Genomic DNA, 20280 nt, shown 5'->3' on the forward strand with positions numbered 1-20280 from the left:
CGGGGCTGTATCTGATGTGCGGCTGCCGCCACGTGGGCGCGACCAGCCACCCACCGGCCGCAAGCCGGGGAGCAACAGCACCAGCCCCTTCGGACCGGGAGGCCGGCCGTCCCCCGGCCACTCCTCTCAGCAACCGCGCCGGAGGCGTACGTTCACGGGCCGAGCCAGCGAAAGCCCGGCTTCCCCCTCTGCGCCGCGCGCCACATCTCCAGCGCGTCGGCGCCCGCCGCCAGTACCTCGGGCCCCTCGTCGTCGTCCTCGAAGACCTCTATGGCCTCAAGCTCCGCGTCCGCGCCGGCCGAGCCCGCGGCGCCGGAGAGCAGCTGGCCCTGGACCAGGTCCCGGTACTCCTCGTTGTCCGCCAGCAGCTCCTGGTGGGTGCCGCTGCCGACCACCTGACCGCCCGCCAGCACGATGATCTTGTCCGCCTCGACCACCGTGGACAGCCGGTGCGCGACGGTGACGACCGTGCAGGACGGCCCGGCGACGCTGCGGACGGTGTCGCGCATGGCCAGCTCGTTCAGCGCGTCGAGCTGCGAGGTGGCCTCGTCCAGCAGCAGCACCCGGGGCGCGCCGAGCAGCGCGCGGGCGATCGCGATGCGCTGCCGCTCGCCGCCCGACATCAGCACGCCGGCGTCGCCGACGTCGGTGTCCAGGCCCTCGGGCAGCCGCTCGACCAGCCCGGTGAGGCCGACCCTGGCGACCACGGCCGCGACCGCGTCGCCGTCGGCGTCCGGGCAGGCGTAGCGGATGTTGTCGCCGACGGACCCGGCCAGCACCGGGGTCTCCTGCTCGACGTAGGCGATCATCCGGCGCAGCCCGTTGAGCGGCACCTCGGTCACGTCGAGGCCGTCCACCAGCACCCGGCCGGCGTCCGCCTCGTAGAAGCGCTCGACCAGCGCGAGCACCGTGGACTTGCCGGCGCCGGACGGGCCGACGATCGCGGTGTGGCTGCCGGGGGTGACCTGGAAGCTCACGCCGTTGAGTATCGGGCGCTCCAGGTAGCCGAACCGGACGTCCTCGAAGGTGATTTCGGCCGCGCCGCCGGGGCGGGCGGGGGCGCCGGTCGGGGGCGAGACGATGCTCCGGTCGGTTTCGCCGGGGGCGGCCATGTGCGCGACCGTCTCCAACTCCCGCTCGGGGGAACGTTCTTCGGCCCGCGGCACGCCCTCCCCCGCCGCGCCGTCCGTCACGGCGGTCTGCTCCAGGTCCAGGTTGAGGATGTCGTTGACCCGGTTGAACGACACCAGCCCGCGGTGCAGGTCCGACATCAGCTGCCCGACACTCACCAGCGGCACCGCCAGCGTCGTCAAGTACAGCAGGAACGTGATGAGTTGGGAGATCGTCAGCCGCCCGGTGGCCACTTCCCCGCCGCCGACGCCGAGCACCACGAGGAACGAGCCGTGCACGCCGAGCGTGATCGCCGGGGTGATCTGCGACTGGATCCGGGAGAGTTTGAGCCCGCCGTCGTAGGCGCTCGCCGCCTGCACCTCGATCTCCCGCAGCTCGCGCTGCTCGGCCCGGCTCGCCTTGACCGTGCGGATCGCGCGAAGGGAGCGGTCGAGCACCGCGATCAGCCGGCCGATGCTCGCCTGGGTCTGCATCGCGGCCGGCTTGACCCGGGGCAGGATCAGGAACACTGAGCCGAAGCTCACCGTCAGCACGCCGACGGTGGCGCCCAGCAGCGTCAGGTCGACCCTGCCCATCAGCACCAACGACGCGATCAGCGTGATGGAGCCGGTGATCGCCGTGACCGGTCCCGTGGTGACGATGGACCGCAGCAGCATCGTGTCGCCGCTCGCCCTGGACAGCAGGTCGCCGGACCGCCGCTGGTCGTGCTCGGCGATCCGCATGTAGAGCAGGTGCGCGCCGAGCCGGATCCGCAGGTCGCGGACGACCGCCTCGCCGGTCCTGCTGAGCACGTAGCCGCCGACTCCGGTGAGGATCGCGCCGATCAGGAAGATCGCCACCAGCAGCAGGATGATCCACAGGATCTGCCGGCCGGCCACCACGGCGTCCAACAGCCGCCCGGTGACGATGGGTTGGGCGAGGGTGGCGGCGTCGGCCACCAGCACCAGCAGGAAGGCGCCGAACAGCGCGGTCCTGCGTTCCGCGGCGAAGGCCAACAGGCCCCGGACGCCCGGCTGGTAGACCGGCCGCCCGCCCGGTGAGGGGGGTGGAGCGCCCGGCGAGACCGGTGGCGCGGCCTCGTTGGCGCTGCTCGATGACGTGGACGCTCCCATGAGTCGCGATCCTCTCCCGTCGGCCGCGAACGCCCGGGGGCGGCGGAGCACGGTGCTCCGCCGCCCCCGGGATCGCGGTCAGGCCCTTGCACAACCGGGCGCCCGACGTGGTCGGTGCGGCCGGCCGGGCCGGAACTAGGTCAGGCCTGCACGCCGCACGCTGCGACAGGCCGCTCTCAGTACTCCGTCGGCCAGAGCATCTTGCCCTGGTCGAACGTGAGCGTCATCTTGGTGGTCGGGTCCGGCAGGTACTTGACCAGGCAGAACACCGTCGGACGGTCATCGGCGAACCGGGACCGCTGCACCACCACGCCCTCCGGCGGGGCGATCCCGCGCCGGCCGAGCTCCTCGGGCGAGAGCAGCACGGTCCTGACGAACAGGACCTTGTCCTCCAGCGTCGGGATCTCGTTCATCTCCGCCAGCACGGCCTGGAAGCCGGGCGTGCGGGCGTACTCGTAGATGTCCATGAGCGCGTCGAGCATCCAGCGCCGGCGCGTCTCCAGATCGACGTCGTTGATCGAGACCGGCGAACCGGCCGCCGCAGCAACCGACTCGACCGCCGTGTCAGTCGTCATGCCTGACCGCCGCCTTCCTGGACCGCGAAGCTGTCACCGTGGTCGAACGTGATGGTGACGCGCTTCCACAGCGCGCCTTCCGGAAGCGCCCGGCTGACGCAGAAGACGGTCGGGCGCCGGTCGCCGAACTCCGAGCGCTGGATCCGGATGCCGTCCGGCGGGGTCAGCCCGCGCCGCTCCAGCTCCTCCGGGTCGAGCAGCACGGTGCGGACGAACGTCGCCTTCTCGTCCCACGTCATCGACGCCATCGCGCGGTACATCTGCTGGAACGGCTCGGCCGCCGTGTACTGTCCGATCGCCCGCAGCCCGTCGGACATCCACCGGGCCAGCTCGGGGTGCACCCCGGCGGCCAGCTGGTCACCCTCGTCCTCAGCGCCTACGAGGGTCAGAGGAGCGATGGTCACGAGCCGTACGAGACGCAGACGACCTCGCCGACCGACACGCAGAGCGTGCCGCCCTTCTGGATCGGGGCGACGGCGGAGGCGGTGTGCGCGAGCACCTCGTCGGCGGTCAGCACGCCGTCCTGCGGCGGCTCGAACCAGCGCGGGCTGATCCGCAGCGCCTCGGGCAGTTCGAGGCCCCGCTCGCGCAGCGCCTCGGGGGTCAGCCGCTCCGCGGTGGCGGTGAGGCGGTCCTCGACGGGCAACGCGTTGATCTCGGCGGCGAGTTCGAGGTACTCCGGGCTCGTCACGACTCGGATGAGCTGCTCGCTCGCTTCGCGTACGGCCTCGGGGCTCAGGTCCTCGTTCATGATCGTCCTCCCTGGACATCCATGCGGACTTGCTTGGGGGGCTTGCTGGGAGACGAAGCTAGGAGCCGCCGGTTCAGTAGCGGTATCGCGCAGGTATATGACCGAACAGTGCGCATGCCAACGATGGTTGACGCGTTCGGCGGCGGGGCCGGCCGGCCGTTTGCCGGGGTTCCGGCGGCAACTCACCGCCGGTCAGGGGGTGTACGGGGGCCGAGAGGTCCGCTCGGCGGCCGGTCGTCGGCGGTCGGGGCGACGGCGGGGCGGCGCGCCCGTGACTGCTGGGGCGGACGGGGCCCGGACCTACCGGAAATGAACCGGTGCCAAGCCTGTGTGAAAGTCCCCGGGTTCATGCTCGGGGCACGGCCTTCGCGGGCCGGTTCGGCGCGGGCTCTCGGCGCGGGCCTGCTCGACGCGGCGCGGTCGGCAGAGGTGAACGGGGTTGCGGTTGCGGCCCGTTCGCCGGCCGTGGGCGTTGGCGGGCCGTGGGGTTCGCGGGCCGTGAGGTTCGCGGGCGAGGGCGCTCGTGGGCCGAGGGACGAAGGCGGTGGTGGGATGCATCTGGCGGAGTACCTGGCGCTGCGGCCGGTTCCGGCGGCGGGCGTCGTGCTGGCGCTGACCGGCCGCTGCCCGCTGCACTGCGCGCACTGCTCGACGGACTCGACGGCGGCCGGGACGGATGTGGCGGGCGGGGTGCTGGTGCGGTTCGCGGAGACGTTCGGGGCGGGGTTCCGCGGGGCGGGGCCACCGGCGCCGGGTTCGGCTGCGGGTTCAGGTTCGGCTCCGGCTCCGGCTCCGACTTCGGGTTCGGGTTCGGGTTCGGCTGCGGGTCGGGGTCCGGATTCGGCGGACGGGGCGTTGGCCGGGGCGCCGGCTGTCGCGCTGCTTACCGGGGGCGAACCGCTGCTGCGGCCCCGGTTGGTGCGGCAACTCGCCGAGCGGTGCCGGGCGGTGGGGACGGCGAGCTTTCTGCTCACCGGCCTCTTCTACGCCCGGGCGACTGCTCGGGGCGCGTCCCGGGACTCGGTGCCCGCGCCGATCGCCGCCGCGCTGGCGGCCGTTGACCACGTCTCGGCCAGCCTGGACGCGTTCCACGAGCGCGAGGTGCCGCGCGGGGCGGTGTTCGCCGAGCTGCATCGGCTGCTGGCGGCGGGCAAGGACGTCAGCCTGCACGTGCTGGGCGCCGGCCCCAGTGACCCCTACCCGGACCGCACGGCGGCGGCCGTCCGCGCGGAGTTCGGCACCCGGGTCCCGATCCTTGTCGGCCGGCTGGCCCCGGTAGGCCGTGGCAGGTCGCTCGGCGAGGCACTCACGGACCCGGCGGCCGGGGCGGACGGTCCTGGCGGCGGCGGTACGTTGCCGTGCGCGATGGCGGCCTGGCCGGTCGTGGGCATGGACGGCACGATCACCGCGTGCTGCAACCAGCACGTGCTCGACCGGCGGCCGGTGCCGCCTCATCTGCTGCTCGGCCACGCTGACCGGGACGGCTGGCCCGCCGTCCGGGCCCGCACCGTCAACTCGCCCGCGCTGCGGGCGATCCGCACGCTCGGCCCCGACGCGCTGACGTCCGCCGGGACGGGCGGCGGCGGCTGCGCGGGGTGCCGCGCACTGCGCCCGGCGGTGGACGGCGGGGACCCGGTGAGCGGTGAACTCGCCGCGACCGTGGCCGCGTTGGAGGCCCCGGTGGCCCAGCTCCAGTCCGCTGCCGGGGCGACCGGTTTCACCCGCCGTTACGGCGACCCCCGGCACGCCGACCTCGTCCTCCTCGGCCACCGGCCCGGATCGAGGGGATCGCCGTGAGCCGGGTATCACTGACGCTCGACGAGATCGACGCCGCCCGCCGGCAACGCGGCCGCGCGGCACTCCTGTACGTCACCGACCGCTGCCCGGTGGGCTGCGCCCACTGCTCGGTGGACGCCCGCCCGCTCGGCGGCCGGATCACCGACTGGCCCCGGTACGAGCGCGTGCTCGACCTGCTCTGCGCCGAACCCGCCCTGGAGGTGGTGGGCATCTCCGGCGGCGAACCCTTCACGGAGCGCCGGGGCCTGACGCTGGCAGCGCGCCGCCTGACCGAGGCCGGCAAGCTCATCGTCCCCTACACCAGCGGCAATTGGGCAGCCGCGCCCCCGCCCGCCGGATCCTGGCCCCGCGAGATCCTGCGCGCCAGCGCGTGCCTGATCCTGAGCACCGACGCCTACCACGCGACCCGCCTCCCCCCGCAAAGCTTCATCAACGCGGCGCGGACGGCAGCAGAAGAGGGCACATGGATCGCAGTCCAGGTAGCAACCCCACCCCGCGAGCCCGACCCAAGCCCCACAAACCTCGCAGCCGCCGAACCCACCACCGTTCGGCCCTTCCCGCCGCCAGAATCCCGCGAGCCCGAGCCCGGCAGCGCGAACCCCACCCTCCCGGCGCCACAAACGCGTGAGCCCGGCACCGGCTCGCACGGCACCACCCACCCCACCCCGGCCACCGGGCGCACACCCGCAGCCGCACCCCCAGCCCACACGAGCGGCAGCCCGGCCGGGATACGGCAAACGCCCGGGCCGCACGGCACCGCCCCGGCCACCGGGCGCACACCCGAGCCCGCACCCCCAGCCCGTCCAGCCCGGGTGGCGCGGAACGCCTCGTCCCGGGGGCCCGGGGTCGGTCGGGAGGTCGAGGCCGCGCAGGCGTTGCTGCGGCGGGCGTTCGGGGGCGGGTGGGAGTCGTATGCCGAGGTCAGGGCCGTGCCGCTGCTGGGGTACGGGCGGGGCGCCGGGGTTGTGGGGCCGGTCGGCGTGCGGGCCGGTGGGGGACTTGGGCGGTGCGACGTGGCCGGGACGCCGGTCGTGCGGTACGACGGGGGGGTTTCCGCGTGCTGCAACGAGGTGGTCGCCGCCGGGGGCGGGCCTGACGGGCTGCGGCGGCACGTCGATCAGCCCGACGTGCTGGCGCGGCTCGCGCGTGACCCCTATCTCACGGTGCTCGGCGCGCACGGCGCCTCCGCGCTGACCCGGCTCCCCGAATTCCAAGCGCTGGCCGGCGCCCCGGCAGCCGGTCTGTGCGACCTGTGCTGGAAGCTCGTCCGCACCGGGCGCACCGACAGCCCCGCCGTCCGCGCCCTCGCGCTGCTTCCGGCCTCCGGGAGGGCCAAGTGACCGGGCACGCCGCCACGTTGCGGGTCAAGACGCGGGCCGCGCTGCCCGCGCTCGGGCGGGCCACCGCCCGGGTGTGGCGGGAGCCCGGCCCCGCCGAGCGCTACGCCGAGTACCTGTTCCTGATGCACGCCGTCGTACGGGCCAGCGTCCCGCTGATGCAGCAAGCCCGGTCCCGCTGCGCCGAGTTGGCCCCGGCCGACCCGATCGCCGGCCCGCTCGCCGCGTACTTCGCCGAGCACTCCCTCGAAGAACGGGACCACGACGCCTGGCTGCTGGCCGACCTGCGGGCCGTCGGCCGGGACCCGGACGACGCGCTGCGCCGCGTACCGCCGCCCGTCGTCGCGGAGTTGGTCGGCGCTCAGTATTACTGGCTGCTGCACCACCACCCGGTGGCCCTGCTCGGATACGTCGCCGTACTGGAGGAGCAGCCGGGCGCACCCGAGCTGCCCGCCGCGCTGGAGCGGCTGACCGGGCTGCCCCCGGCCGGGTTCCGCACGCTGCGCGAACACGTCGCCGAGGACCCGGAGCACCGGGCCCGGCTCGATCTCGTCCTGGACGCACTGCCGTTGACCCCGGAACACGAGGCTCTGGTGGCTCTGAGCGCGCTGCACACCGTGGCCGCCGCGACCAGGCTCTTCACATGGCTGGCCGACCGCCGGCTGATTGGGGTGACCGACCGTGCAGGGTGACAACGCGCGCGAGCCGCAGGACTGGTGGGACGACTCCGACGACACGGACGACACCGAGGCCGTCGCCGACGACCCCGACGACCCCGGGACCGTCGCCGATCCGGCCGCCGCCCCAGACCCACATGCCACGTTCGACCCGGCCGCCGACCCGCTCGACGCCCTCGACCGGGCCGGCTTCCCCGTCACCGGCATGGGCGAGGAGCAGCGCGCGGTCCTCGCCGCCCTCACCCCCGCGGAAACCGAAGTCCTGCTGGAGATCAAACGGCGGCTCGACGACTCGGAACCGGAGGTGCACGCCCACGAAGCCGGCCTCATCGGCGGCCTGTTCTTCTGACCGAAGCCCCCCACCCCCGGCCCTGCGAGCCGCCGCCCGCCGGACCACCAGCCCGCCGCACCCCTCGACGCCCGACGCCCGTCGCCCGATGCCCGATGCCAGGAGAGGAACGACCATGACGAGCATGCTCAGTTGCCGGCGCTGCTCGGCCGTCGTACCCGCACAGGCCCGCTTCTGCCCGTCCTGCGGGACGGAGACCGCGCAGCCCGCCGCCGCGCCACCGGAGGCCAGAAAGCTGGTCACCGTGGTCTTCTGCGACCTGACCGGCTCCACCGAACTGTCCGGCCGGCTCGACCCGGAGGCCCTCCGGGCCGTGACGCTGCGCTACTTCGCCGTGATGCGCGAGTGCCTGGAGCGGCACGGCGGCACCGTCGAGAAGTTCATCGGCGACGCCGTGATGGCGGTGTTCGGCGTGCCCGTGCTGCACGAGGACGACGCCCAGCGGGCCGTCCGCGCCGCGATGGACATGCTCACCGCGCTGGAGGTGCTGAACGAGGAGCTGGAACGCGACCACGGCGTCCGGCTCAACGTGCGGATCGGCATCAACACCGGTGAAGTCGTCGCCACCGGCGACCCGTTCGCGCAGCAGGTGCTGGTCTCCGGCGAGGTCGTGAACGTCGCCGCCCGGCTGGAGCAGAACGCGCAGCCCGGCCAGATCCTGATCGGCCCCGACACGTTCCGCGCGGTGGACCGGCTGGTGGTGGCCGAGGTGGTCGGACCGCTGCGGCTCAAAGGCAAGGCCGACACCGTGCTCGGCCGGCGGCTGCTCGACCTGCGCGGCGACGACCCGGCCGTGCTGCGCCGCTTCGACTCGCCCTTCGTAGGGCGCGGCAACGAACTGCGCGAGGTGCGGCTGATCGCCGAACGGGCCGTACGGGGACGGCAATGCCACCTGCTGACGCTGTTCGGCGACGCCGGGATCGGCAAGACCCGGCTGGCCAGGCACTGGCTGGCGCAGGCGTCGGCGGAGGGCATGCTGATCGGGACGGGGCGCTGCCGGCCGTACGGCGAGGGCGGTTCGCTGCTGGCGCTGGCCGACGCGGTACGGCCGCTCGCGGACGAGGTGGCCCGCGCGATGGACGCGAGCGGGGACCAGGACCCGGACGCCGAGGAGGCGTTCGCGGTGCTGCGCGGCGGGCTGCTGCTCGACGGCGCGCCCAGCCCATCCGTCGAGGACACCTGCTGGGCGGTGACGTGGCTGATCGAGGCGGCGGGCCGGGAGCGGCCGGTGGTGCTGGTGCTCGACGACTGCCACTGGGCGTCGGCCGTGCTCTTCGACGTGGTCGACCACATCGTGGCGGAGGTCCGGGACACCCCGGTGGTGGTGCTGTGCACGGCCCGGCCCGAACTCCTCGACCGGCGGCCGGGGTGGGGCGGCGGCGTGCTCAACGCGAGCTCGCTGATCGTGCCGAGGCTGGAGGCGGACGAAGTGCGGCTGCTGGCCGCCCACTTGAACCGTCCGGCGGAGGTCGTGGCGCACGCCGCCGACGGACCCGACACCCTGCTAGAGGCGGACGCGCTGCTCGAACGGGCCGAGGGCAATCCGCTCTACCTCGAACAACTGCTGGCCACGGTGGGCGACTCGGGCGACGCGACCGGGCTGCCGCCGACCATGCACGCGCTGATCGCCGCGCGGATAGAGGCACTTGAGCCGGGGCAGCGGGCCACGCTCGACGTCGCGGCCGTCGCGGGCCAGGACTTCACGCTGGACGAGGTGACGGCGGTACTGGGCGAGCCGCCGGCCCCGGCGCCCGGCAACTCCGTTGACCCGGTGGTGCATTCGCTGGTCCGCCGCCGGCTGGTGGAGCCGTCCCGCTCGTCGGCCCGCCGCCGGGGCGCCCCGTACCGGTTCGCGAGCGCGCTGATCCGCGAGGTCGCGTACATCGGCATGGCCAAGCGCACCCGCGCCGAACGCCACGAGCGCCTCGCCGACCACCTGGCCGCGCGCGGCGCGGACGACGAGACGGTGGGCACCCACCTGGAACGCGCCTTCCGCCACCGCGCGGAACTCGGCGCCCCGGACGCGAAGGCCGACGAGTTGCGCCGCCGCACCGCCCACCACCTGGGCGCGGCCGGCCAGACCGCCGCCGACCGCTGCGACCTCCTCCGCGCAGCCGACCTCCTCCACCGCGCCACGACCCTCCTGGGCCCGACGGCCCCGGCCTCCCTCCCCCTCTCCCAACGCCTGGCCGAGGCCCTCTTCGCCCTGGGCCGCCCCACAGAGGCCCGCGACCTGCTGACCCGCGTCGAGGAGGCGGCAACGGCCGCGGCCTCCGCGCAAACCGCAGACGAGCACGAGCAGATGACCGCTCCGCCGCCCGGCGCGGCTGCCGGCCGGCAGCCGGGTCCGAACGCACCGCCCACGCGCCCACGTGCCTCGCTACCCACGGCCGCGCCCGACCCGACCCGGCCCCCCGGAGCCGAGCCCACCGCACCCGGCACCCTCGGCGCGGGTGCGCCCGGGGCCCGCGCCGACCAGGGCGCCTACAGCCGACCCTCCGAGGCCGCGCGGATCGCCGCCCACGCCCACCTCTACCTCGCCTGTACCGACCCCGCCGGCGACTTCCCCCGCTCCGTCGCCGTCGCGCACGAGGTCGAGGGGGTGTTCGCGGCCTGCGGGGACGGGCTCGGGCTCGCGCGGGTCACGTTGCGGGTCGGGCAGCAGGAGCAGGTGCTCGGGCGGTACGCGGCCAGTCGGGCGCTGCTGGAGGAGGCGTTGGGACTCGCCGAGGGGGTCGGCGCCGCCGCTGAATGCGCCACCGCCATGGGGGCGTTGGCCGTCGCGCTGTGGCTGGGGCCCACCCCGGCCGGGGAGGCGGTGGCCCGGTGTCAGGGGCTGCTCGACGAGCACGCGGACCGGCGGGCCGTGCGGGCCGCGGTGAGTTACCCGCTCGCCGTGCTGCACGCGCTGCGCGGCGAGCCCGAACAGGCCCGCGCCTGCCTGGACTTCGCCGAACCCATCATGCGCGAGCTCGGCCTCGGCTACGCGCGGGCGTTCAGCCCGCTGTTCGCCGGCACCGTGGACGTCCTCGCGGGCCGCCCCGACGACGCCGAGGAGCGGCTGCGCGAGTCCCGTGCCGCCGCCGACCGGCTCGGCGACACCGGCCTGGCGGCCACCGCCGCCCGCAACCTCGCCCGCCTGCTGCTGACCCGCGGCCGGCACGCCGAGGCCGCCGACCTCGCCGACGGGACCTCCGCCGAGGACGCCTCGCCGGTGGACGCCGCCGAGACCTACGGCGTCCGCGCCCGCGTCCTCGCCGCTCGCGGCGAGGGCGAGCAGGGCCTGCTGCTGGCCGACCGCGCGCTGGCCGCCGCGTCCCGCGCCGACTGCCCGGCCGGCCTGGCCACCGCCCACCTGGACCGCGCCCACGTACTGGCCGCCCTGCACCGCACCCCCGACGCGGCCACCGCCGCCCGCGCCGCCCGCGCGGAGTTCCTGCGCAAGGACCACCGGATCGGCCGGAGTTGGGCCGACGCCTTCCTCGACGGCTTGGAGTGACCGTGCCCCCTCCCACCGTGCCCCCGACGTCCGCCGCCCCCGCGACGCCGCCGTCCGGGAACCGACAACCGCCCGGCGCCTCCGCGTTGGACACCGCCCGGCGTGCCCCGGCCGCCGATCTGACCTGGAGCCTGCTCACCCGCGAGCGCGGCACCGCCGAGGTGGCCGCGGCCTGGGACGGCGAGGTCACCCCCGAGTGGGCCTGGGGCGGCGCGACCGGCCGGGGCGTGCGGGTGTGCGTCGTGGACAGCGGCGTGGAGAGCGGGCACCCGATGATCGGCCCGGTGGACGGCTCCTACGTCGTCGCCCCGGTGGACGGCACGATCCGGGTCACCGAGACCGAGCCCACCGACGTCTGCGGCCACGGCTCCGCCTGCGCGGGCATCATCCGCTCGCTCGCACCGGACTGCGAGATCCACAGCGTCCGGGTGCTCGGCGAGAGCTTCGGCGGCACCGGCGACGTGTTCGTGGCCGGCCTGCGCTGGGCCGTCGAGCAGGGCTTCGACGTGATCAACCTGAGCCTGTCCACCTCCCGTCCGCGCTTCACCCAGCCGCTGCGCGAGGTCGCCGACGACGCGTTCTTCCGGCGCAGCGTCATCGTCGCCTCCGCGCACAACATGCGGGTGGAGAGCTTCCCTTGGCGGTTCTCCTCGGTGATCTCGGTCGGCAGCCACGACGTCGACGACCCGGAGCTGGTGCTCTACAACCCGCGTCCGCCGGTGGAGTTCTTCGCCCAGGGCCAGAACGTCGAGGTGGCGTGGCTGGGCGGCGCGCAGACCCGCACCACCGGCAACAGCTTCGCCACCCCGCGGATCTCCGGCCTGTGCGCGCTGATCCTCAGCAAGCACCCGCGGCTGACCGCGTTCCAGCTCAAGAACATCCTTTATCTGACCGCAGCGAACGTCCGAGGAGAGTCATGACCCAGAGCAACGAGCTGGTCGCCGCGGTGTCGGCCGCGATGGCGGATTCAGGGGCGGAGAGCCGCCGGCTGCTGCAGTCGATCGTGGACGCGGCCCGGGCGATCTTCGGCGCCCAGGCCAGTTCCATCTTCCTGCTGGACGAGGACAGCGGCGAGTTGGTCTTCGAGGCGGTCGCCGGGCAGGGCGAGGAGTGGCTGGTCGGGCAGCGCTTCCCGGCTGACCGCGGGATCGCCGGCTGGGTGGCGACCACCGGCGAGGCGATGGTGGTGGACGACCTGTCGACCAGTTCGTCGTTCGCCCGGGACATCGCCGAGTCCACCCGCTATGTGCCCAACTCCCTGATGGCGGTGCCGCTCAGCTACGACGACCAGGTGCTGGGCGTGCTGGAGGTGCTGGACGCGAGCCCCCAGGCCCGTTCCGGAATAGCGGAGTTGGAGCTGCTGGGGCTGTTCGCCAACCAGGCGGGGGTGGCGCTGCGGATCGTGTCGCGGACGCGGGCGGCGCGCAGCGCGCTGGTCGGCTCGGGTGAGGACTTCACCGAACTGGTCGGCCTCGTGCAGACGTTGCAGCGCCTTGACGGCAACCGGCGGGAGTCCGGGTTCCGGCTGATCGACTCGCTGCGGGACGTGCTGAGCCCGCTGTGACGGGCGCTCGTGGTGACGCGGGCCCCGGCCGCCGGTGCGGCTGGGGCCCGTTCTGCGAGGGGACGCTTCCGCGCCGGAGAGCGAACGGTCAGAGAACGGCGGGGTGTTGGGCCGGGGTTCCGACCCGCTGGCCGCGTTCACCTGGTCGTTCGCGCTCCGGATCGCCGCCCCGCTCCTCCGGCTGCTGCTCCTCCCGGGCACGTTCACGCGCGTAGACGCGAATCGGGAAGGGGAGCCGGTAGCAGGGGTCGTGCGCGTCGCTCTGCCAGGCCCGTACGACCACCAGGTGCGCGGCGATCAGCCGCTCGACGGCCTTCTCGGCCTGCGGCAGTCCGGTGCCGAGCGCGGCGGCGGCGTCGTGCAGGCTGAACGCGGAGTCCGCGAGCAGTCCGATCCGGCGCAGTGCGAACCGGTCGGGGGGCAGCAGGTCGAGGTAGGAGCTGTCCAGGCGCGGCCGCATGCGCAGGTCGCCGGCCACCATCTCGTCGAGCAACTGCCGTTCGTCAGCGAGCCGTCTGGCGTAGTGCGCGAGCGTGAGGTGGCCGAGGGCCGCGAGGTTCGCGCCGACGATCCGGATGGGCAGCGGCAATTGGCCGCAGGTGGCGACCAGGCCGCGGGCGGTGACCGGTTCGGCCGCCACCCGGTGCGGGCCGATCAGTCGGCCGAGCAGGTCCAACGCCTCTTCCTCGTCCATGGGTTGCAGGTCGAGGTGCTCGACGGCTTCGAGGCCGACCAGCCGGCGGCGGCAGGTGACCACCACCCGGCTCTCGCCCGCACCCGGCAGCATCGGTCTGACCTGTGACTCGTCCGAGGCCCCGTCGAGCACGACGAGCATCCGGCGGTCGGCGAGCTGGGTGCGGTAGAGCGCGGCCCGCTCGTCGAGCGCGCGCGGCAGCGTGCCCGACACGCCGACCCCGCGCAGGAGTTCGGCCAGTACATCGACCGCCGGACGCGGCCGGCCCTGCCGGTTGCGCATCCGGACCAGCACCCGCCCGTCGGGGAAGTGCTGCCCGACCTGGTGGGCGCAGTGCACGGCGAGTGCGGTCTTGCCGACCCCGGCCAGGCCGCTCACCACCGCCCCGCGATGGGAGGAGGAGGCGCCGCAGACGGCCGCGGTCAGCTGCCGGACGTCGGCCACCCGGCCGGTGAAGTCCGCCAAGTCGCCGGGGAGTTGAGTGTGGTCGGAGCGGATCACGACGGGCTTGGCGCGGGCAGCGGCCCGCGGCTCCAGGCTGTCGTCGCCGCGCAGCATCGCCTCGTAGAGCCGGCCGAGCACCGGGCTGGGCTGCATGCCCATCTCCCTGACCAGGTCCTGGCGCATCGCGTCGAACTGGGCCAGCGCCTCGGCCTGCCGGCCCGACTGGTACAGCGCGAGCATCTGCGCGTGCCGCAGCCGTTCGCGGTACGGGTGCCGGCGGGCCAGCTCGTCGATGTCGTCCACGTGCTGGGCGTGGTGGCCGAGCGCCAACTCGGCCTGGCACCAGTCCTCGTAGACCGTCAGATAGCGGTCCTCCAGCGCCTCGGCCTCGCTGGCCAGCGCCGGCACGGTGGCCAGGTCGGACAGCGCGGGCCCGCGCCACATCCCGACGGCCGTGCCCAGCAGGTGAGCGGCCTGCGTGCTGTCGCCATTGCGGGCCGCCAACCTGCCGCCGCGCGCCAGCTCTTCGAAGCGCAGCAGGTCCAACTGCTCGGCCTGTACGTGGATGAGGTAGCCCGGCGGCCGCCGGACGAGCACCTGTTCCGGCTCCGACCCGGCGAGGGCGTGCTGTTCGGTGTCGCCGCGCAGCGCCTTGCGCAGCGCCGAGACGTACACCTGGAGGTTCTTGTGCGCCGTGCGCGGCGGTGTGCCGGACCACAGGGCGTCGCAGAACGCGTCCACGGAGACGATCCGGTTCGGTCGGCACAGCAGCAGTCCGAGGACGATCCGCTGCTTCAGAGGCCCAAGTTGAACCGGCAACGACCCGGCGTGCGCCTCCAGCGCTCCAAGTATCCCGAAACGTACAGGTGAACGCGGTAAACAGCGATCCTCAACTGCCCCTTCACCCACTGGCCCTCCTGAGGTGCTTCCGACATATTTCAGGTACAGGCAGTAGTGCTGTGCGGTACGGACTGTGCATTCCCCAACCGAATGTTTGCATCCGCTTGGCGTTCGGTCCACAGGGCGACGGCGATTCCGGGCCGCGATCCAACCGGAAATTAAGAAACGCCTAAGTCATGGCCCGTACGGGCGCGTTGGGCGCGGAGCTCGGGATTCCGAGGACTGAGACGCCCTATTGGTGTCTTCCATCGCATCAATCGCAACGGTCTCGATAGCCGCTTTGGCCACAGTAATCCGCGGGGTGGAACGGGGCCGGGGGACGTGCGGACAGGCGGGGCCGTCGGGCGGACGAGGACGGAGCGGGGGTCTGGCGCGCGGCGCCGTTTGACCGTACGCTTTGAGCAACTGCTCAAACTGACCGCGAGGTTGTGGGGACGGCATGGCGAAACCGGGCGTACCGAGCAAAGCGGGCGGCGGGCCGTCGGCCGCCTCGGAGCAGACCCGGCATTCGCTGGTCGCGGCCGCGATCGACGTGCTGCGGACGGACGGCTACCACGGCGCCAGCGCCCGCCGGATCGCCGAGCGGGCCGGCTGCAACCAGGGCCTGGTCTTCTACCACTTCGGCTCGGTGGCCAACCTGCTGCTCGCCGCGCTCGACGCGGTCAGCGCGGACCGGTTGCAGCGCTACACCGCGGCGGTCGCCGAGACGTCCTCAGTGGTCGGGCTGACCGACGTGGCCGCCGCGATCTTCGAGGAGGACCTGGACAGCGGCTACGCGAAGGTGCTGGTGGAACTGATCGCCGGCGGCTCCTCGGCTCCCGGGCTCGGTCCCGAGGTGGCCGCGCGGATCGAGACGTGGACGGGGTTCGCGCAGACGGCCGTCGAGGATTCGGTGGACCCGGTGATGCTCGCGGCGACCGCGCCGGCCGGCGAATTGGCATATGCGATCGTCGCGATGTACCTCGGCCTGGAAATGCTCAGCCATCTCGACGGGGACCGGGACAAGGCCCGTGCCTTGTTCGGCCGGGCCCGTCAACTCACGGCGCTGGCCACCGCGCTCGGCATCCTGCCGGGCGCGAAGGGAGAGGACGCGTAATGAGCGGGAAGATTTCGGCCGGCGAGCCGGCCTGGCAGCCCGGCGGGGACACCGGACTTGACGCCGTCACCGGCGCGTTCAGCTACTCGGGCCGGGCGATCACCGGCCAACTCCTCGCCGGCGGGCGGTCGGTGCGTACCCTGACCGGCCACCCCGAGCGCGCGCCCGGCGAATCGCCCGTCGACGTACGGCCGTTGGACTTCACCGACCCGCAGGGGCTGCGCGAGTCGCTGACCGGCACGACCACCCTCTTCAACACCTACTGGGTGCGCTTCGCGCACGGCCGCACCGACCACGAGCTCGCGGTGGCCAACTCCCGGGCCCTGTTCGCGGCGGCGGCGGACGCAGGCGTGCGGCGGATCGTGCACGTCAGCATCACCAACCCGGCCGCGGACTCGCCGTTCCCGTACTTCCGCGGGAAGGCCGCGGTCGAGGAGGCGTTGCAGGCAACCGGGTTGCCGTACTCGATCCTGCGCCCGGCCGTGCTGTTCGGCGGGGACGGTGTGCTGCTCAACAACATCGCCTGGCTGCTGCGGCGGCTCCCGGTCTTCGCGGTCGGCGGCCGGGGCGACTACCGGATCCGGGCGATCCACGTCGACGACCTGGCGCGGCTCGCGGTCGACAACGGCCACGTGGTGCCTGGCGAGCGGACGCTCATCGGGAACGCGGTGATCGACGCGGTCGGGCCGGAGCGGCCGACGTTCCGCCAGCTCGTGACGTCGATCCGAGACGCGGTGGGCAGCCGCGCCCGCATCCTCCCCGCCCCCGGCCCGGCCGTCCCGGCCCTCGGCCGCCTGCTCGGCCTGGCCCTCCACGACGTGCTCCTGACCCGCGACGAGTACGGCGCGATGGCGAGCGGCCTCGCCGACACCCCGGGCCCGGCGACGGGCCCGACCCGGATCTCCGCTTGGCTGGAGGAGAACGGCCCGGAACTGGGCCGTAGTTACGCGAACGAGTTGCGCCGCCACTTTTAGTTTCCCAAGTGGGCTCGGAAGGGGCCGGCATCCGCCGTGGGTGTCCCGGTGGGGGCTGGCGACGCAGTTCCCCGCGCCCCTTCGGGGCCCCGCGGGTGCTCGTGGGGCGCGAGCAACCCCTGCCGGGCGCAGAGAGGCAAGCCGAAAGCCCCGAGGGGCTTTTCAGGGGCGCGGGGAACTGCGCGATCAGCCACAGCGGGCCCGCAGACCGGGGGCCGGCGGTCGGACGGCGGCGGCGGGGCCCCGCAGGGGCCTTTCTGGGGGCGCGGGGAACTGCGCGGCCAGCCACAGCGGGCCCGCAGACCGGAATCGACCGGAGAACCCACGACGAGCCAGGGCCCGCGGGGCCCTGAAGGGGCGCGGGGAACTGCGCGACAAGCCACGGCGGGCCCGCAGACCGGGGGCGGGCGGTCGGACGGCGGCGGCGGGGGCGTACTCGCGGCTGAAGCCCCGCAGGGTTGAGTACGGCTACTCATGGCCCCGCCCCCCACCCAGCCAACACTGAACCCATGGACGCCCACCACCCGCGCTGCCCCGCCTGCGGCACCCCCGGCCCGGCCGGCGGCGCCGCCTGCCGCACGTGCCGACTCCCGCTCACCGGGCCCGAGATCCCCGAGCTCGGCAACCTCAACGCCGCGCTCGCCGACCTCGACTCCCGCCGCGCCGTCCTCCTCCAGCGCAGAACCGTCCTCCTCGCCGGGCTCCAGGCCCGCCACCAAGCCCCGGCCCCCGCCCCGGCCTGGGGCGCCGGGTGGCAGCACCGCGGAAGCGACCAACCGCGCCCCGACACCCCCGCCCGCTCCGTGCAGACGGTCCTGCTCGTCCTCGGCGGCCTGCTGATCAACATCGCGGGCCTGGTCTTCACCCTGGTCAGCTGGGGGCACCTCGGAATCGGCGGCCGCACCGCCGTCCTGACCGCGCTCACCGCAGTCGCCCTGGCCGCGCCCTTCCCGCTGCGCCGTCGCCGGCTGAACGCCACCGCCGAGGCCGCCGCCGCGATCGGCCTCGCACTCGTGCTGCTCGACGCCTACGCGGTCCGCGCCGCGCACGTGGCCGGGCTGCAACACCCGGGCCCCGCCGCGTACTGGGCCGCGGCCACCGCCCTGATCGGCGTCTGCGCCGCCGCGTACGGCCGGCTGACCCGGTCCGCGTTCATGCCGCCGGCCGGCCTGCTGCTCCTCCAGTGCACCGCCCCGCTCGCCGCGGTCGCGACCTCCGCGCACCGCACGGGATGGGCGGCCGCGCTGCTGGCCGCCGCGACGTTCGACTTCGGCGTGGCGCTCCTCGTCCGCTCAACGGGCCCCGGCAGCAGGGCCGTTGTGATCCTGATCGCCCGGATCGCGGCCGCGCTGACTGCCGTCACCGGTGGCCTCCTGGCCGCCGACGCCGCCCTGACCGCGTCCGACTACGGCCCCGCGCTGCGCTCCTGCCTGCCGCTCGTCCTCCTCGTCCTGCTCGGCGCGACCGCCGCGACCCGGCACCGCGAACTCCCCTACGCCGCCCGCGTCTTCGGCGCCACCCTCGCGGGCCTCGCCCTCACCGTCACGCTCGCCGCAGCGCCGGTGGTCGCCCTGCCCGACTCCTGGTCGGCCCTCGGGACCGCGCTGCCCGCCGCGCTCCTGGCGATGGCGGCAGCCTCCCAGCTCCCCCGCTCGCCGCGCGAGCGCCCGCACGCGCTGTGGGCCGGGTTCAGCGGGGCCGGCTCCTTCGTACTGGGCTCGGCCGTGGTGATGGAACTCCCCTTGCTGCTGCGCGCACTTGCCGAGCCGCTGCGGCAGGCGCTGCCCAGCGAGAGCATCAAGGCCGTTGATTTTCCCGGGGGTTGGCGGGTGGACGGGGCCGTGCCGGTGGTGATGGCGCTGGTCGTGGTGACGTTCGGTGCGGCGATGCTGCTGCTCGGGCGGCGGGGCGTCGGACCGACCGGAGCCGATGAACGTTCAACGGCACAAGCTCCGTACCCGGTACGGGGGTTGCTGGGCAGCGCGGCGCTGATCGCGGGCATCGTCGCCGTCGCGCTCACGCCCGTCGCGGCCGGGTGGCCGTATCCGGTCGCCCTCGCGGCCGCCGGGTTCCCTGGGCCGGTCGCGGCCGTTGTCCTGGTCCGCCGCCAGAACGGCCACCCGGGACCGGCGGTGTCGGCGCTGGGCGCGAGCCTGGCCATCTCGCTGGTGTGGTCGCTGCCGGAGACGGGCGCGATGCTGGTGGTGTGGGGAGCGTCGGCGCTGCTCGCGGCTGTGCTGGCAACGCTGTTGACGACCGGCGCGGCGGCGCGGGGTTCGTGGGACGGCCGGAGCTGGGTGGCGGCGGGCGCGGCCGCGTTCACGGTGGTGGCGGTCGGCATCGAGGCGGTGCGGGCGGCTTCGGCGTCGGGCCTGGTCCCGCACTTGGCGGCGTTCGCGCTGCTCGGGGTGGCGGTGGGTACGGTGCCGGTGGCGGCGTGGCTTTCGGGACTGGACGCCCGGGTTGGACGCGCACCAGGCTGGAACGTCGAGCCGGCCGATCGGGGCACGGGGCCGACGGGCCCGGGCCCGTACCGCGCCTCGCTCGGCCTCGCCGTCGAACTCCCCGGCTACGCCCTCGCGTTCATCGCGGTCCTGATGACCCTCACATACCCGCGCTCCCTCAGCGTCGCGCTCGCGGTCGTCGGCGCGGCAGGGCTCGGGGTGGCGCTGCGCGGCGAACGGCGCAAGGGTGCCCTGCCGTTGGCGGCGGGCGCGCTGATCGCCGCCTCGTGGGTGCGGTTGGTTCTCGCGAACGTGCACGACCCGGAGGCGTACACGGTGACGGTGTCCGCGGCCGTCCTCGTCCTCGGGCACCTGCGCAGGCGCCGCTCGCCGTGGACCACCTCGTGGTCGGCGTACGGGGCCGGGCTCGCCTTCACGCTGCTGCCCAGCCTCGGGGCGGCGTGGTCGGACGACCAGTGGCTGCGGCCGCTGCTGCTCGGGCTCGCCGCGTTGGGGCTCACGCTGGCGGGCGCGCGGCGGCGGCTTCAGGCGCCGCTGCTGACGGGTGGGGCGGTGCTGGTGGCTGACGCGCTGCACGAACTCGCGCCGACGATCGCGCAGACCCTCGGCCTCCTCCCGAGGTGGGCCCCTCTGGCCGGGGCGGGCCTGCTGCTCGTGTTCCTCGGCGCGACGTACGAACATCGCCTCGCGGACGGGCGCCGGTTGCGAGAGGGGTTCCGCCACCTACGCTGACCCCCTCCGGGGAGGTCCGCGCACAAACCCCCGCCACCCGGGGCCGCCGCGCCCCGTTCAGCTCCCCCCGGGCCCTCCGGGCCCCCGGCCCACCGTAGTTCCCCGGTCGTCCCCCATGCGCAGCCCGGCGGGGGCTGGTCGCGCAGTTCCCCGCGCCCCTTCAAGACCCCGCCGCGGCTCCCC

At 74.4% G+C, this 20280-nt stretch carries 15 protein-coding genes; 10 read left to right on the plus strand and 5 right to left on the minus strand.

All coding sequences use genetic code 11. The features are described from left to right. Positions 1-152: 152 nt before the first annotated feature. The 4 genes from ACQPW6_RS15495 to ACQPW6_RS15510 form a co-directional block, all read right to left on the minus strand. The gene (locus tag ACQPW6_RS15495) at positions 153-2243 is read right to left on the minus strand and encodes an ABC transporter ATP-binding protein (protein WP_433890218.1); all 2091 of its coding nucleotides are present in this window, start codon (positions 2241-2243) and stop codon (positions 153-155) included. 176 nt (positions 2244-2419) lie between these two features. Further along, positions 2420-2818 (minus strand): hypothetical protein, encoded by a 399-nt coding sequence (locus ACQPW6_RS15500; RefSeq protein ID WP_433890219.1) that lies wholly within the window; start codon positions 2816-2818, stop codon positions 2420-2422. Then, a complete protein-coding gene (locus ACQPW6_RS15505; RefSeq protein WP_433890220.1) occupies positions 2815-3222 on the minus strand; it encodes a hypothetical protein in 408 nt (135 codons plus the stop codon). Before ACQPW6_RS15505 ends, ACQPW6_RS15500 begins: the two co-directional genes overlap by 4 nt. Further along, positions 3219-3569 (minus strand): hypothetical protein, encoded by a 351-nt coding sequence (locus ACQPW6_RS15510; protein WP_433890221.1) that lies wholly within the window; start codon positions 3567-3569, stop codon positions 3219-3221. Before ACQPW6_RS15510 ends, ACQPW6_RS15505 begins: the two co-directional genes overlap by 4 nt. A gap of 552 nt (positions 3570-4121) precedes the next feature. On the opposite strand from ACQPW6_RS15510, the gene ACQPW6_RS15515 reads away from it, so the two are divergent. The 7 genes from ACQPW6_RS15515 to ACQPW6_RS15545 all read left to right on the plus strand — a co-directional run bounded on the left by ACQPW6_RS15515 (position 4122) and on the right by ACQPW6_RS15545 (position 12792). Continuing rightward, positions 4122-5366 carry a radical SAM protein gene (locus tag ACQPW6_RS15515; RefSeq protein WP_433890222.1) on the plus strand — a complete coding sequence of 415 codons (1245 nt, stop codon included), beginning with the start codon at positions 4122-4124 and terminating at the stop codon, positions 5364-5366. Next, on the plus strand, positions 5363-6706 hold the full coding sequence (locus tag ACQPW6_RS15520) for a hypothetical protein (protein WP_433890223.1): 1344 nt from the start codon (positions 5363-5365) through the stop codon (positions 6704-6706). Before ACQPW6_RS15515 ends, ACQPW6_RS15520 begins: the two co-directional genes overlap by 4 nt. Beyond that, a complete protein-coding gene (locus ACQPW6_RS15525; protein WP_433890224.1) occupies positions 6703-7395 on the plus strand; it encodes an iron-containing redox enzyme family protein in 693 nt (230 codons plus the stop codon). The genes ACQPW6_RS15520 and ACQPW6_RS15525 overlap by 4 nt, the downstream gene beginning before the upstream one ends. Continuing rightward, positions 7385-7729 carry an aroma-sacti cluster domain-containing protein gene (locus ACQPW6_RS15530; RefSeq protein WP_433890225.1) on the plus strand — a complete coding sequence of 115 codons (345 nt, stop codon included), beginning with the start codon at positions 7385-7387 and terminating at the stop codon, positions 7727-7729. The genes ACQPW6_RS15525 and ACQPW6_RS15530 overlap by 11 nt, the downstream gene beginning before the upstream one ends. 115 nt (positions 7730-7844) lie before the next feature. Beyond that, positions 7845-11228, plus strand: a complete 3384-nt coding sequence (locus tag ACQPW6_RS15535) for an adenylate/guanylate cyclase domain-containing protein (RefSeq protein WP_433890226.1) — start codon at positions 7845-7847, stop codon at positions 11226-11228. A gap of 86 nt (positions 11229-11314) precedes the next feature. Then, positions 11315-12148: a S8 family peptidase gene (locus ACQPW6_RS15540; RefSeq protein ID WP_433894539.1), complete on the plus strand. Its 834-nt coding sequence runs from the start codon at positions 11315-11317 to the stop codon at positions 12146-12148. Beyond that, the gene (locus ACQPW6_RS15545; protein WP_433890227.1) at positions 12145-12792 is read left to right on the plus strand and encodes a GAF domain-containing protein; all 648 of its coding nucleotides are present in this window, start codon (positions 12145-12147) and stop codon (positions 12790-12792) included. Before ACQPW6_RS15540 ends, ACQPW6_RS15545 begins: the two co-directional genes overlap by 4 nt. A gap of 88 nt (positions 12793-12880) precedes the next feature. Here ACQPW6_RS15545 and ACQPW6_RS15550 read toward each other — a convergent pair whose 3' ends face one another. Then, the gene (locus tag ACQPW6_RS15550; protein WP_433890228.1) at positions 12881-14749 is read right to left on the minus strand and encodes a BTAD domain-containing putative transcriptional regulator; all 1869 of its coding nucleotides are present in this window, start codon (positions 14747-14749) and stop codon (positions 12881-12883) included. Positions 14750-15269: 520 nt separating this feature from the next. Between ACQPW6_RS15550 and ACQPW6_RS15555 the strand changes: the two genes are divergently transcribed. The 3 genes from ACQPW6_RS15555 to ACQPW6_RS15565 all read left to right on the plus strand — a co-directional run bounded on the left by ACQPW6_RS15555 (position 15270) and on the right by ACQPW6_RS15565 (position 20097). Beyond that, the gene (locus tag ACQPW6_RS15555; RefSeq protein ID WP_433890229.1) at positions 15270-15926 is read left to right on the plus strand and encodes a TetR/AcrR family transcriptional regulator; all 657 of its coding nucleotides are present in this window, start codon (positions 15270-15272) and stop codon (positions 15924-15926) included. Then, positions 15926-16900: an SDR family oxidoreductase gene (locus ACQPW6_RS15560; protein WP_433890230.1), complete on the plus strand. Its 975-nt coding sequence runs from the start codon at positions 15926-15928 to the stop codon at positions 16898-16900. The genes ACQPW6_RS15555 and ACQPW6_RS15560 overlap by 1 nt, the downstream gene beginning before the upstream one ends. A gap of 509 nt (positions 16901-17409) precedes the next feature. Then, positions 17410-20097, plus strand: coding sequence for an SCO7613 C-terminal domain-containing membrane protein (locus ACQPW6_RS15565; protein WP_433890231.1), 2688 nt, complete (start codon positions 17410-17412; stop codon positions 20095-20097). The last annotated feature ends 183 nt before the right edge of the window (positions 20098-20280 follow it).

Source organism: Streptomyces sp. CA-111067, assembly GCF_050956065.1.
Classification (GTDB): domain Bacteria; phylum Actinomycetota; class Actinomycetes; order Streptomycetales; family Streptomycetaceae; genus Actinacidiphila.